Source organism: Arthrobacter sp. zg-Y769, from assembly GCF_020907405.1.
In the GTDB taxonomy this organism is placed as follows: domain Bacteria; phylum Actinomycetota; class Actinomycetes; order Actinomycetales; family Micrococcaceae; genus Arthrobacter_B.
Genome location: NZ_JAJJOE010000008.1, coordinates 175,760 through 189,152 on the forward strand (window position 1 = coordinate 175,760; position 13,393 = coordinate 189,152).

11 protein-coding genes are annotated in these 13,393 nt (G+C 67.0%); 2 read left to right on the forward strand and 9 right to left on the reverse strand.

Going from position 1 to position 13,393, the window contains the following annotated elements; genetic code table 11:
• Nucleotides 1-54: 54 nt before the first annotated feature.
• Genes LOC60_RS07420 through LOC60_RS16190 form a run of 7 tightly spaced genes read right to left on the reverse strand, consistent with a single transcriptional unit; the run spans nt 55 to nt 7,955 of the window.
• Nucleotides 55-729, reverse strand: a complete 675-nt coding sequence (locus tag LOC60_RS07420) for a response regulator (RefSeq protein WP_230024142.1) — start codon at nt 727-729, stop codon at nt 55-57.
• Nucleotides 726-3,260, reverse strand: coding sequence for an ATP-binding protein (locus tag LOC60_RS07425; RefSeq protein ID WP_230024143.1), 2,535 nt, complete (start codon nt 3,258-3,260; stop codon nt 726-728). The genes LOC60_RS07420 and LOC60_RS07425 overlap by 4 nt, the downstream gene beginning before the upstream one ends.
• A 3-nt stretch (nt 3,261-3,263) precedes the next feature.
• Nucleotides 3,264-3,872 (reverse strand): potassium-transporting ATPase subunit KdpC, encoded by a 609-nt coding sequence (gene kdpC, locus LOC60_RS07430; protein ID WP_230024144.1) that lies wholly within the window; start codon nt 3,870-3,872, stop codon nt 3,264-3,266.
• Between the two features lie 54 nt (nt 3,873-3,926).
• A complete protein-coding gene (kdpB, locus tag LOC60_RS07435) occupies nt 3,927-6,077 on the reverse strand; it encodes a potassium-transporting ATPase subunit KdpB (protein WP_230024146.1) in 2,151 nt (716 codons plus the stop codon).
• 2 nt (nt 6,078-6,079) lie between these two features.
• On the reverse strand, nt 6,080-7,741 hold the full coding sequence (kdpA, locus tag LOC60_RS07440; RefSeq protein ID WP_230024148.1) for a potassium-transporting ATPase subunit KdpA: 1,662 nt from the start codon (nt 7,739-7,741) through the stop codon (nt 6,080-6,082).
• Nucleotides 7,741-7,830, reverse strand: a complete 90-nt coding sequence (gene kdpF / locus LOC60_RS16395) for a K(+)-transporting ATPase subunit F (protein WP_442860397.1) — start codon at nt 7,828-7,830, stop codon at nt 7,741-7,743. The genes kdpA and kdpF overlap by 1 nt, the downstream gene beginning before the upstream one ends.
• Nucleotides 7,827-7,955 carry a hypothetical protein gene (locus LOC60_RS16190; RefSeq protein ID WP_269440167.1) on the reverse strand — a complete coding sequence of 43 codons (129 nt, stop codon included), beginning with the start codon at nt 7,953-7,955 and terminating at the stop codon, nt 7,827-7,829. Before LOC60_RS16190 ends, kdpF begins: the two co-directional genes overlap by 4 nt.
• A gap of 196 nt (nt 7,956-8,151) precedes the next feature.
• Between LOC60_RS16190 and LOC60_RS07445 the strand changes: the two genes are divergently transcribed.
• Together LOC60_RS07445 and LOC60_RS07450 are read left to right on the forward strand one after the other, a co-directional pair.
• Nucleotides 8,152-8,862: a TetR/AcrR family transcriptional regulator gene (locus LOC60_RS07445; protein WP_230024149.1), complete on the forward strand. Its 711-nt coding sequence runs from the start codon at nt 8,152-8,154 to the stop codon at nt 8,860-8,862.
• Entirely contained in the window at nt 8,859-9,608 is a 750-nt protein-coding gene (locus tag LOC60_RS07450; protein WP_230024150.1) for an SDR family NAD(P)-dependent oxidoreductase, read from the forward strand. The genes LOC60_RS07445 and LOC60_RS07450 overlap by 4 nt, the downstream gene beginning before the upstream one ends.
• Here the strand turns inward: LOC60_RS07450 and LOC60_RS07455 are convergent.
• Together LOC60_RS07455 and LOC60_RS07460 are read right to left on the reverse strand one after the other, a co-directional pair.
• The gene (locus LOC60_RS07455; protein WP_230024152.1) at nt 9,605-10,951 is read right to left on the reverse strand and encodes an alpha-amylase family glycosyl hydrolase; all 1,347 of its coding nucleotides are present in this window, start codon (nt 10,949-10,951) and stop codon (nt 9,605-9,607) included. The genes LOC60_RS07450 and LOC60_RS07455 overlap by 4 nt on opposite strands.
• Before the next feature lie 167 nt (nt 10,952-11,118).
• Nucleotides 11,119-13,170: a transglycosylase domain-containing protein gene (locus tag LOC60_RS07460; protein ID WP_230024154.1), complete on the reverse strand. Its 2,052-nt coding sequence runs from the start codon at nt 13,168-13,170 to the stop codon at nt 11,119-11,121.
• Nucleotides 13,171-13,393: the final 223 nt, after the last annotated feature.

Below are 13,393 nucleotides of genomic sequence, written 5' to 3' on the forward strand. Positions count from 1 at the left end.
CCCGCAAGGGGCCGGGCGCTCATTGCGTTAAGCCGACGGGCTGGGCCAGCACAGTCACGGTACGAACCGGTAGCCCATCCCGTGTTCCGTCAACAGGTGCACCGGGGCCGCCGGGTCACTCTCCAGCTTCCGCCGCAGCTGGCCGATGTACAGGCGCAGGTACCCCGAGTCGGTGGTCCCCGGACCCCAGACATTGGTCAGCAGGGTCTGCTGGGTGATCAGCATCCCCGGATGCGCGAGCAGCTCCGCCAGGAAACGCCATTCCGTGGGAGTAAGGCGGATGTCCGAGCCGTCGTCGAGCCGGGCAATACGCCTCGCGGCCAGATCCACCCGTACCGCCCCGAACGTGATTTCGCTGGGTCCGGCGGACGACGGCGAACGGCGGGACAGTGCACGGATCCGGGCCAGCAGTTCTTCGGTGGAGAAAGGCTTGGTGACGTAATCGTCCGCCCCCAGGTCCAGCGCCCGGACCTTGTCCGCCGGATCGATCCGGCCGGACACCACCAGGATCGGCACGGCACTCCAGCCACGGACAGCTTCGATGACATCCATGCCGCTCAGGCCCGGCATGCCCAGGTCCAGCACCAGCAGGTCCGGATGGGTGTCCACCGCCTTGCGGATGGCCGCGCTGCCGCTTTCGGCCGTCACCACCTCATATCCGTAGGCGCTCAGGGTAATCCGCAGCGCCCGGAGGATCTGGACGTCGTCGTCGGCGATCAGGATTTTCATCCGGCCGCCGCCTGGTCCGGCAGTCCGCCTGCGGGAACGCGGCGGGTGGCAACCGGCAGTGAGAGGACCATGGTCAGCCCGCCGCCCGGGGTGTCTTCGGTTTCCAGCGTTCCGCCCATTCCTTCCGTGAATCCCTTGGCCAGGGCCAGGCCCAGGCCAAGCCCGGTTGAGTTGTCGATGTCCCCCAGCCGCTGGAAAGGAACAAAAATCTCTCCCCTCCGCTGCTCGGGAACACCAGGACCTGAGTCTATGACACGGATTTCCACCCGGCCGGCAAACTCACTGACCGAAAGCAGGCACCTGGTTCCTTCCGGGCTGAAGCGCACCGCGTTGGCCAGCAGGTTGACCAGCACCCGCTGCAGCAGCACCGGATCGGCCAGGACCACGCGCGGGGCAGCAGGGATTTCGAGTTCCACTTCCGCCGGGCCCAGTTCCAGCTCCTCGAGCGCCGGCAGCACCGCATCCGCGACGTTCAGCGGCTCCAGGCTCACCCCGACGACGCCGGCCTGCAGCCTGCTGACGTCCAGCAGGCTGGTGACCAGCCCGGAAAGGGAAGCCAGCGATTCCTCGGCTGTGGCCAGCAGCTCGTTCCGGTCCCGCTCGGACCAGGTGACGTCTGTCGCCCGCAGGCCTGTGACGGCTGCGGTTGCGGCGGTCAGCGGCCGGCGCAGGTCATGCCCGACGGCGGCGAGCAGCGCCGTACGGACCTTGTCCGCCTCGGCCAGGGAGCCAAGCCCCCTGGCGGTTTCGGTCAGTTCCCGGTGTTCCAGCGCAGCTTCGAGCTGGGCGGTAATGACGGCCAGCAGGCGCCGGTCCGACGCCGCCAGTTCACGCCCCCACAGATCCAGGAAGCACCGTTCCCCCACCGGAAGGCGGGTGAAGGCGGGGTCGCCGGGCGAGACGGAGTCCGGCCAGTCGCCGTCGGTATACAGGTCCTCGCCCTCTGACCGCATGCGCGCGGCGCTGACGTTAAAGGCCTCGCGGGTTCGGCTCACCAGGGCACCCAGGGCATCCTCCCCGCGCAGCACGCTGCCGGCCACCGAGGCCAGCAGCTCGGATTCCGACGCCGAGCGCCGGGCGGTGCGTGCCCGCCGGGCGGCGGCATCCACCACGTAGCTCACGAGCATTGCGTTGACTACATAGAGTCCCAGCGCCAGCATGTGCGACGGTGTGGCCACGGTGACGGTGTAGAGCGGCTGGATGAAGAAGAAGTCCAGGGTCAGCCCGGAGAGCAGGGCGGCGAACAGGGCCGGCCAGATGCCGCCGACCAGGGCCACCAGGATCACCAGCAGCTGGTAGCTCAGCACGTCCCCGGTGATGGTTTCCGCGCTTCGGGCCGAGACCAGCCCGGCCGTGAGCAGCGGACCGCCCACCAGGGCGAAGCCGAAGCCCAGCAGCCGCCGGCGCAGGGACAGGGCGCTGCCGAACTGCGGCAGCACCAGGGTGCGGGCGGCCGCCGAGTGGGAGACCATGTGCACGTCGATGTCCCCGGACTCACGGATGACCGTGGCTCCGATTCCCGGCCCGGACAGCAGCGCGGCGATCCGGGGACGCCGGCTGACCCCCACCACCAGCTGGGTGGCATTGACGCTGCGGGCAAAGTCCACCAGTGCGTGCGGAACGTCGTTGCCCACCACCTGGTGGAAGCTGCCGCCGAGCTTCTCCACCAGGAGCCGCTGGGCGGCGAGTTCCCCCGGTTCCGGCCCGCGCAGTCCGTCCGCTCCGGAGACGTGGACAGCCAGCAGCTTGCCGCCGGCGGACCGCGCGGCGATCCGTGCTCCGCGGCGCAGCAGGGTGCGCCCTTCGGGGCCGCCGGTGAGCGCCACCACCACCCGTTCCCGTGCCTCCCATTTGCGGCTGATGCCATGCTCTTCGCGGTAGCGGTTCAGCGCCGAGTCCACCTCGTCGGCCAGCCACAACAGGGCCAGCTCGCGCAGCGCCGTCAGGTTTCCGAGGCGGAAATAGTTGGACAGGGCGGCGTCAACCCGTTCAGCTGGGTAAATGACGCCGTCGGCCAGGCGGCCCCGCAGTGACTGCGGCGTGAGGTCCACCAGTTCCACCTGTTCGGCGCCGCGCAGGACGGCGTCCGGCACGGTTTCGGCCTGCAGGGTGCCGGTGATCTGTTCGATCACGTCGTTCAGGGAATCGATGTGCTGGATGTTCACGGTGGACAGGACGTTGATCCCCGCGTCGAGCAGGGCCTGCACGTCCTGCCACCGCTTCTCGTGCTTCAATCCGGGAACGTTGGTATGGGCCAGCTCATCCACCAGTGCGTATTCGGGCGCCCGCGCCAGGACGGCCGGCAGGTCCATTTCCTGAAGTTCCAGCCCCCGGTGGTGCAGGACGGCGCGCGGGACGGTCTCCAAACCTTCGGCCACGGCGGCCGTCCCGGCACGCCCGTGGGTTTCCACCAGCGCAACGACGACGTCGGATCCCTCATCCCGGAGGCGGCGCCCCTCTTCGAGCATGGCGTAGGTCTTGCCCACGCCGGGGGCCGCCCCCAGAAATACCCTCAGTTGTCCGCGCGTCATGGACTAAGTGTCCAGCTCCGCCAGCGAAATGTTCAAAAGCAACACGTTGACGGTGCTGCTGCCGAGAATTCCGGCGAACGGCGCCTGCGTGGCGTCGTCCACCAGGGCCTGCACCTGCTCCGGGTCCAGCCCGCGTTCGGCGGCCACCCGGTCCACCTGCATCCGGGCGTATTCGGGGCTGATGTGGGGATCCAGTCCGGACCCCGAGGTCGTGACGGCATCGGCGGGGACGTCTTCCGGAGCCACGCCTTCCAGCTCCGCCACCGCGGCGCGGCGTTCCTCCACGGCGGCGGCCAGGTCCTCGCTCAGGGGGCCGAGGTTGGAACCGCTGGAGGCGCCGCCGTCGTACCCGTCGCCCGCCGCGGAGGGCCGGGACTGGAACCACTGGGGCAGCGCTGCGCCGTCGGCATCCGTAAAGGACTGGCCGATCAGCTTGGATCCCACCTCGCTGCCGCCGCTGCTGACCATCGAGCCGTTGGCACGGCCGTGCAGTGCGGCCTGGCCGATTCCGGCCACTGCCAGCGGATACACGACGCCGAGCAGGAGCGTGAGCACCACCAGGACACGGAGGGAGACGCCAAGCTGGCGCATGCTGGTACGGACGGGGTTCATTTCCTGCTCCTAGTAAGGGACGTGCCGCGTGTTGTGCCGATGTTGGTTGCCATATCAGAACCCCGGGATCAGGCTGATCAGCAGGTCAATGAGCTTGATGCCGATGAACGGTGCAATCACGCCGCCCACCCCGTAGATCAGCAGGTTGCGGCTGAGGATCGAGGAAGACCCGGCAGCCCGGTACTTCACCCCGCGCAGCGCCAGCGGAATCAACGCCACGATGATCACCGCGTTGAAGATCACCGCGGAGAGGATGGCCGACGCCGGCGAATGCAGCTGCATCAGGTTCAGCGCGGCGAGGCCGGGGAAGATCCCCACGAACATTGCCGGGATGATGGCGAAGTACTTGGCAATGTCGTTCGCGATCGAGAACGTCGTCAGGGCGCCGCGGGTAATCAGCAGCTGTTTGCCGATCCCGACGATATCGATGAGCTTGGTGGGGTCCGAGTCCAGGTCCACCATGTTGCCGGCTTCCTTGGCTGCAGAAGTGCCCGTGTTCATGGCCACGCCGACGTCGGCCTGCGCCAGTGCCGGGGCGTCGTTGGTGCCGTCGCCCGTCATGGCCACCAGGTTGCCGCCCGCCTGTTCGCTGCGGATCAGGGCCATCTTGTCTTCAGGGGTGGCTTCCGCCAGGAAGTCGTCCACCCCTGCCTCGGCGGCAATGGCCTTGGCGGTGTACGGGTTGTCGCCGGTGATCATGACGGTGCGGATACCCATGGCCCGCAGCTGGGTGAAGCGTTCCTTCAGGCCGTCCTTGACCACGTCCTTAAGGTGGATGACACCCAGGATCCGGGTGCCGCCGTCGGCGTCCCGCACCGCCACCAGCAGCGGAGTGCCGCCGCCGGTGGAGATTTTTTTCACCTGGTCCTCGACGGCCATCAGGACGTCCACCTCTATTCCGCCGGATTCGGCGGTCCAGTCCAGGATGGCGCCGGAGGCACCCTTGCGGATCTTCGCCCCGTCGGGGAAGTCCATGCCGCTCATCCGGGTCTGGGCCATGAACGGCACACTCACGGAGCCGGCCTGCGGTTCCGGGCGGCAGCCCTTGGCGGCGGCCAGCTCCACAACCGATTTGCCCTCGGGCGTGGGATCGCCGAAGGAGGACAGCACGGCGGCGTCGATCAGGTCGGTGCTTTCGGTGCCGTCGATCGGGATGAACCCTGCGGCCTGGCGGTTGCCGTAGGTGATGGTGCCCGTTTTATCGAGCAGCAGGGTGGTGACGTCGCCGGCGGCCTCCACGGCGCGCCCGGACATGGCGAGCACGTTGCGCTGGACCAGGCGGTCCATCCCGGCAATGCCGATGGCGGAAAGCAGCGCGCCGATGGTTGTGGGGATCAGGCAGACCAGCAGGGCCACCAGGACGGGGATGCTGACGGTGGCCGACGAGTAGCTCGCCAGCGGGTTGAGCGTCAGGACCACCACGATGAAGATGAGCGACAGCGTGGCCAGGAGGATGTTCAGCGCAATCTCGTTGGGCGTCTTCTGCCGTGCGGCGCCTTCCACGAGCCGGATCATCCGGTCCACGAAGGTCTCACCGGGTTTGCTGGTGATCCGGACAACAATCCGGTCGGACAGGACACGGGTGCCGCCGGTAACGGCGGAGCGGTCGCCGCCGGATTCCCGCACGACCGGAGCCGATTCGCCGGTGATTGCCGACTCGTCCACGGAAGCGATGCCGTCGATGATGTCGCCGTCGCCGGGGATGATCTGCCCGGCCTCGACCACCACTACGTCATCCAGCCCCAGATCGGCCGAGGGAACCTCCGAGATGGTTGCCCCGAGGCCCGCGGGATCGCTGCCGGAGTCGTACCCCTCCACCCGGTACGCGGTGGTAGTGGCCCGGCTGTTGCGCAGGCTGGCTGCCTGCGCCTTCCCGCGGCCCTCGGCCACGGCTTCAGCGAGGTTGGCAAAGATAACGGTGGCCCAGAGCCAGCCGGCAATCAGCCAGGAGAAAGCAGCGGGAACCGGTGTGCCGCCGGAGTCCTGCGGACCGCCAAGGAAGGGCTCGGCAACGGCGATCGCGGTGATCAGTACGGCACCCGCTTCGACAATAAACATCACCGGGGTGCGGACCATCAGCCGCGGGTCCAGTTTCCGGAAGGCTCCGGGCAGGGCGGCGGCCAGCGAGCCCGCGGTGATGCCGCGTGCGGCGGGAGCCGGCGCCGAGGCTGCTTCGGACTCCAGGGGTTTGGTAAGTGTGGACATGGTTATTGCAGTCCTTCCGCCAGGGGACCCAGCGCGAGTACGGGAAAGAAGGTTAGGGCAGTCACGATCACGGTGACGCCGCACAGCAGCGTCACGGACTGCGGCCGGTGCGTGGGCAGGGTGCCTGCCGAAGCGGGGACCTTGCCCTGCTCGGCGAAGGCTCCGGCCAGGGCGATCACGAAGATCATCGGCAGGAAGCGGCCCACCAGCATGGCCACACCGAGTGCCGTGTTCAGCCACGGAGTGTTGGCCGTGAGTCCGGCGAACGCGGAGCCGTTGTTGTTGGCCGCGGAAGTGAAGGCGTACAGGACCTCGCTGAAGCCGTGGAGTCCGGTGTTCAGGATGGAGGTGCCCTCAATGTCGGCCCGGATGCCGGGAACCGCGAAGCTCAGTGCCGTTCCCACCAGGACCAGGGTGGGCATGGTGAGGATGTAGAGGCTGGCGAGCTTGATTTCCCTCGGACCTATCTTCTTGCCGAGGTACTCGGGGGTACGTCCCACCAGGAGCCCGGCCACAAAGGCGGTGATGATCGCCAGGATCAGCATGCCGTAGAGCCCGGACCCGACGCCGCCGGGCGCCACTTCGCCGAGCATCATGTTCAGCATCGCCATCATGCCGCCCAGCGGACTGAAGCTGTCATGCATCGAGTTCACCGCACCGGTGGACGTCAGCGTGCTGGTGGAGCCAAAGAGCGTCGACGCGGCAATTCCGTACCGCTGTTCCTTTCCTTCCATGGACCCGGCGGCGCCGTCCGCGGCACCGAATTCGAAGGCGGTCATGGCCGCCAGCGACACCGTGAAGATCGAGGCCATGGCCGCCAGGATGGCGTAACCCTGCCTGCGGTCCCCCACCATGGTGCCGAACGTGCGCGGCAGGCTGAACGGGATGACGAGCATCAGGAAGATTTCCACCAGGTTGGTCCAGCCGCTGGGGTTTTCAAACGGATGCGCGGAGTTGGCATTAAAGAAGCCGCCGCCGTTGGTACCCAGCAGCTTGATGGCTTCCTGGGAGGCCACCGGCCCGCCGGGGATGGTGGAGCTTCCGCCGAGGAGGTTGGTGACGGAGGTGAAGCCGTTGAAATTCTGGATCACGCCGCCGAGCATCAGCACAATGGCGGCCAGGAAAGCGCCCGGCAGCAGCAGCCGCAGCACGCTGCGGGTCAGGTCCACCCAGAAGTTGCCGATGGTGGACGAGTTGCGGCCGGCCAGGCCGCGGATCAGTGCCACGGCCACGGCCAGCCCCACGGCTGCGGACAGGAAGTTCTGCACCGCCAGGCCAACCATCTGCACCGCGTAGCCCATGGTGACCTCGGGCGAGTAGGACTGCCAGTTGGTGTTGGCCACGAAGGACGCCGCCGTGTTGAAGGACAACGCCTCGGGCACCGCCGGAAGGCCGAGCGAGCCCGGCAACAGATGCTGGACGCGCTGAAGCAGGTAGAGCAGGAGCATGCTGGCCCCGGAGAAAACCAGGACCGAGCGCAGGTAGCTCTGCCAGGCCTGGCCGGAGGAACCGGCCACTCCGACCAGACGGTAGAAGCCGCGCTCCACACGGAGGTGTTTTTCCGAGGAGTAGAGCCGGGCCATGTAGTCACCGAGCGGGCGGTAGACCGCCGCGAGCAGGACCACCAGGCTCAGTGCCTGTGCGGCCGTTACCCAGCCGCCCATCAGAACCGCTCCGGTCGAATAAGAGCCACCAGGAGATAGCCGACGGCGGCCACTCCGAGGCAGAGTGCAAGGACGTTGAAAACGATCACAGCTTTTCCACCGCCCCGGCCATCAGGACAAACGCAGCGAAAAGCCCTACGAAGCCCACTACAAACAAAACGTCAAGCACGGGAATTGCCCCCAGCCGTTCAGCGTGCCGCCGCATTGGCAGCACGGGCACACCTTGTGCCGCATTCGATTAGATGCCTGTCCCGGCAGTTCAAATGCCATCCTCATGTTTCCCTCACGTACCGGTGCCAAACCCTTACGGAATGCATGTACGCAGCGCTTTATGACCTCGTCGTCCGGCCTGCCGCGGGGCGGACCTCCGAGAGGTATACACTGTAAACTGACACCACCGAAGGAACGCCTTGTCCCGGAACCTCCCCCTCAGCTCCGCCGCGATAGCTGCGGCCGCCGTCCGCATCGCTGACGCGGACGGCCTGGACGCCGTGTCCATGCGCCGGGTGTCGGCGGAATTCGGGGTTTCCGCCATGGCGCTGTACCGCCACGTGGCAGACCGCAGCGCGCTGCTGCTGCTGATGGCCGAGGCCGCCACTCAGGACTACGCACTCCTGCCGGCCCGCGGGATGGGCTGGCAGGAAACGCTGGTACATCTGGCGGATGCGCAGTGGCGTGCCTTCTCGGCGCACCCCTGGCTGCTGCGCGTTGTCCTGACTCCGCGCCGGCTGGTGAACATGGCCACTCCTGCCGAAGTGGAGCTGGTGCTCTCCCGGCTGAGCTCCGCCGGGCTCAGCGAGGAACAAGGCTTCGACTGCCTGCTGGGCATTTCCGCAGCCGTGATCGGCACGGCATCGATCACCGCCGCGGCACACTTCGGCGCACCGGGCCCCTCGGGTCCCGCGGGCCCGGAAGAAGCTGCCTCGAACCTCCGCTGGTCGGAGGACGCCGTCACGCAGCACCCGCAGGCAGCGCGGTTCCAGGCCCGGGGCATCAGCTACCCGGGCTCGCGCCGTTCACTGGACTTCTTCGTCGCGAGCTTCATCGCCGGCGTCGAAGAGAACCTCAACAAAGCTCCGGGCGATCCCAACACGCCCGGTTTCATGGAAGGAAGAAAATGAAGCTCAGCAACAAGACCGCCATTATCACCGGCGGAGCCGGCGGAATCGGCCAGGGCATTGTCCGGCGGTTCCTCGCCGAGGGCGCCAAGGTGGCAGTAGTGGACATCGACCAGGCACAGGGCGACAAGCTGCTGGCCGATCTCGAGGGCAAGGGCGAGGTCATTTTCATCGCCAAGGACATTTCCAAGCCCGAGAACGCCGCTGCCATTGTGGCCGAAACCGTCGAGCGTTTCGGCGGCCTGGACATCCTGGTCAACAACGCGCACGCGTCCAAGCAGGCACCCATCATGGAAACCACGCCGGAGATCTGGGACCTGTCCTTCAACACCGGCACCATGGCAACCTTCCACCTGATGCGCGCGGCGTACCCGGAGCTGAAGAAGACCCGCGGCAGCATCATCAACTTCGGCTCCGGCGCCGGCATCAAGGGCCTGCCGAACCAGGTGGCCTACGCCGCCGCCAAGGAAGCCATCCGCGCCATCTCCCGCACGGCCGCCAACGAATGGGCAGTGGACGGCATCCGTGTGAACGTAGTCTCCCCGGTTGCCCTCACGCCGGGGATTGTCCAGTGGAGCAAGGCTTTCCCGGAGGCCTACCAGGAAGTCGTCGACGGCGTTCCGCTGGGCCGCCTGGGCGACCCCGAAACGGACATCGCCCCCATCGTGGTCTTCCTGGCCAGCGAGGACTCGCAGTACCTGACCGGCCAGACGCTCATGGCCGACGGCGGCACCATCAAGCTGTACTAACCGGCAGCGGGGGCTGGGCCGAGAATGGCCCAGCCCTTCGCCGGCAGGGCCAGCTGCCTGCCCTGGACGTCCAGCCCGCCTGCGCCGGCCAGGACGTCCCGGGCAGCGGCCGGCACCTGCACGGTGACCGACGTGTCCGCCAGGTTCATTGCCACGAACAGTGAGCGGCCGGCGTCGTACACCTCGTAGACGAGCTGCTCGTTGCTCAGCGAATGCACCCGGGTGCGGGCGGCATGCACCCAGTGGTGCCGGCGTCGGAGTCCGATCAGTTCCCGGTGCAGGTGATAGAGCGGCTGCCCGACCGCCGAGAGGTCCTCCGGTGAGGCGGGGAAGGACGGACGGATATCGTCGTCTCCCCCGGCGCGGTCTTCCTTGATGCCGCGGTACCCCTGCTCGTCGCCGTAGTACACCGCCGGCGTGCCGGGGAGCGTGAACAGCAGCACCAGGGCGTGGGCGAGCCTGCCGGAGGGTTCCAGCCTGCTGGCGATGCGGGTGACGTCGTGGTTGCCGATGAACGTCAACGGCACGAACGTGTCCAGGAAGGTGTTGTGCCGCTCCAGTGCGGCGGACAGTTCGTAGAAGTTCGCCTCCGCGAGGGAACTCCAGACCGCCTTCCACAATTCGTACTGGGTCACGGAATCCAGGTGCCCCGCGAGTACGTCCGCCGGATAATCGCCGTGGATGTACTCCCCCACGAAATACGCCTCGGGGAACTCGGTGCGGACCTCGTCCAGCACGGCGGCCCAGAACGGTGACGGCACCGCGTAGGCGGCGTCCAGGCGCCAGCCGTCCGCACCGCGGCGCAGCCAGTGCTTCATCACGTCGGCCACGAAGTCCGCGACGGCGGGCTCGGCATGATTCAGCGCCACCAGGTGGTGGTGGCCCTCAAAGTCTTCGTACGCGGGCTCCGTGCCCGGCGTCCAGCCCTGCGGCCAGGTCATACCGAACCAGTCCGCCGTCGGCGCCTCCGGGCCCTGCTCCAGTGCCTGCCGGAAGGGCGCGAAGGAACGGCCGGTGTGGTTGAAGACCCCGTCCAGGAGGACCCGGATCCCGCGGGCATGGGCCTGCGCTACGAGTTCGTCGAAATCGGCGTCGTCACCCAGCCGGGGATCGATGCGGTAGTAGTCCGTGGTGTCGTAGCCGTGGGTTTCGGAGGCAAACACCGGGCCGAGCGCCAGGCCGGAGGCTCCCATTTCCAGCAGGTAATCCAGCCAGGGCACCAGCTGCGCCAGCCCGTGCTGTACGGGCGCCTGCTCCGGAAGCGCGGCCTTCGCAGCGCCGGAAAAGCCCAGCGGGTAGACCTGCCACCACACCACGTGATCCACCCAGTCCGGCGTCGTCATACGTTTTTCATCCCTTCGCGTGGTGAAGCAGCATTACCTCTAACAGTTTGCCATCAGCACGCTGGAAGGGATGGGCGACCTCCGGCTGGTTTCCGCGGAGACGGTGTTGCCGCCGTCCCCACCGGCCAGTCATCGTGTGATCCCTGCACCGGCACCCGCATCTAGCGCTAGAGCATGCCGTTCGGAACGGCGGGGAACGCCTTCGCGTCGTAAAGCTTCGCGGCGGCGCTCATGTAGTCGGTCCACTGCGCACCGGCAATGGCGGAGCCGTCCACGTAGGACCGGGTGACGCCGTTGATCGCCTGGTTGTTCAGGGAGGAGTACGAGTTCCAGTTACCCACCCAGGACGCCGTGGAAATGCCGGTGGTGTAGCCGACGGTCCAGGTCTGCTCGGACATGTCGGTGGTGCCGGTCTTGGCTGCCGCCGGTACGCCGATGGGGTGGATGCTGCCCGGTGACCCCTCAACGAGTTTCTGCAGCGGCTGCGTCACGGCAGCTGCCACGTCCTCGCTGATGGCGCGGGTGCATTCCCCTCCGGGGACGTCATAGGTGTTTCCGGAGCCGTCGGTGACCTCGGTCAGGGCGGTGGGTTCGCAGTACTCGCCGCCGCTGGCGAAGGTGGCGTAGGCAGAGGCCATCGTCAGCGGAGAGACTTCCTGGCCGCCCAGGACAAAGGACGGGCTGGTGACTTCCAGCGGTTCCCCGTCCACTGCCCGGTGCACGCCCATGCTGGTGGCGGTATCCCGGATGTCACACAGGTCGAGCTGCGCAGCCTGGGCCACGGTGGCAGTGTTGACGGACTGGGTCAGGCCGTCGGCAACGGTCATCTTCTTCTCATAGCCCTCGGAGGCGTTCTTGAACTTCCATTCATCGAACTCCGCATTCGGGCCGAGACAGCTGGCCTTCCAGTCGAACCCTGCCGGGTAGGACGTGCGGGTGGCGTCGATGGTGTCGTTGAGTCCGTGGCCGGCCGCCAGCCAGGCCGCAGTGGTAAACGGCTTCATGGTGGAGCCGGGCTGGAATCCGTAGGGGGTTCCGCCCATATCCGCGTCCACGTTGAAGTTGAGCTGGGTTTTGCCCTTTCCAAGCTCCGGGGTGTATTCGGTGTTCTGGGCCATGGCGAGGATCTTGCCGGTGCCGGGTTCCACGGAAACTATGGCGGAGCCGGCACCGGACGGGTCGCCTACCGGAACCTGCGCTTCAATTTGTTTCTGCGCCTGCGACTGCAGCCGCGAGTCCAGCGTGGTCCGGATGGTCAGGCCGCCCCGGGCCAGGAGCTTGGCACGCTCCTTGACATCCGCGCCGAAAGCTTCGGACTGCAGGATGGTCTGTTCCACGTAGCTGCAGAAGTACTGGGCCATCTCGGCCCCCGTGCAGCCCGAGGTCACCGTCTGCGGGTTCAGGTCCAGCCCGCTTGCCACTGCCTCGTCATACTCGGCCTGGCTGATCTTGTCATTCTTCAGCATGGCCGCGAGCACGGTGTCCCGGCGTGCCTGCGTTCCCTCGGGGTTGGTGAACGGGTTGTAATGGCTGGGCGACTGCACCATGCCGGCCAGCATGGCTGACTGCGCCGGATTGAGCTCCGAGGCGGAGATGCCGAAGTAGCTCAGGGCCGCGGCCTCCACCCCGTAGGTCTGACCGCCGAAGAGCACGATGTTAAGGTAGCCCTCGAGGATCTGCTCCTTCGAGTACTCCTTTTCCACGGCGACGGCGAGCTTGGCTTCCCGGAGTTTGTCCCCCAGGTCCTTGGTGCCGCTGAGCGTGAGGTCGCTGCCGCCCTTGCCGGAGGCGATGTCACGGCTGATAAGCACGTTGTTTACGTACTGCATGGTCAGGGTCGAGGCGCCCTGCGTGTTCGAACCCGAGGCGTTGGAGGCAACTGCGCGGGCGATGCCCCTGAAATCAATGCCGTTGTGCTCGTAGAAGCGCGCGTCCTCGATGGAGACGATGGCGTCCTGCATGCTCTGCGACATCTCGTCCAGCTTCACGGGAACCCGGTTCTGGGCATAGAAGGTGGCCAGCAGCACGCCGTCGGCACTGTAGATCTTCGATCCCTCGTCCAGGGGCCCGGTTTCCAGTTCATCGGGCAGCTGGTCCAGCACTCCCACGGCCATGTCCGTACCCGTGGCTGCCACTGCCGCCATGGGAATCAGGGTGCTGGCTGCCAGCACGCCGGCGAGCACGCTGACGAGGAGGAACGCGACTAACCGTGCGGGCACGGGGAGTCTCTCGAGGAATGACGGTTTGGGGGGACGCATTCGCCCAATTTATCGAGTCTTGCTGGGAAGGGTCTTGACCGTGCCGATACTGGAAGGTATAAGCCCGTGATGTGTGCATGGCCCTTCCCTGCCGGAAAATCCGCGCCGTTGCTGGGAAGAGGGGCGGGTAATGGGCACCGGCAGGCGGCCTCCGGGGGCGCCGTGCAGGCATCCGTCCGAGAAA

Coding starts and splice junctions, on each gene's coding strand:
- kdpA (WP_230024148.1), bottom strand. CDS start 7,741: ATGGGCGGCTGGGTAACGGCCGCACAGGCACTGAGCCTGGTGGTCCTG.
- LOC60_RS07450 (WP_230024150.1), top strand. CDS start 8,859: ATGAAGCTCAGCAACAAGACCGCCATTATCACCGGCGGAGCCGGCGGA.
- LOC60_RS07425 (WP_230024143.1), bottom strand. CDS start 3,260: ATGACGCGCGGACAACTGAGGGTATTTCTGGGGGCGGCCCCCGGCGTG.
- kdpC (WP_230024144.1), bottom strand. CDS start 3,872: ATGAACCCCGTCCGTACCAGCATGCGCCAGCTTGGCGTCTCCCTCCGT.
- LOC60_RS07455 (WP_230024152.1), bottom strand. CDS start 10,951: ATGACGACGCCGGACTGGGTGGATCACGTGGTGTGGTGGCAGGTCTAC.
- kdpB (WP_230024146.1), bottom strand. CDS start 6,077: ATGTCCACACTTACCAAACCCCTGGAGTCCGAAGCAGCCTCGGCGCCG.
- LOC60_RS07420 (WP_230024142.1), bottom strand. CDS start 729: ATGAAAATCCTGATCGCCGACGACGACGTCCAGATCCTCCGGGCGCTG.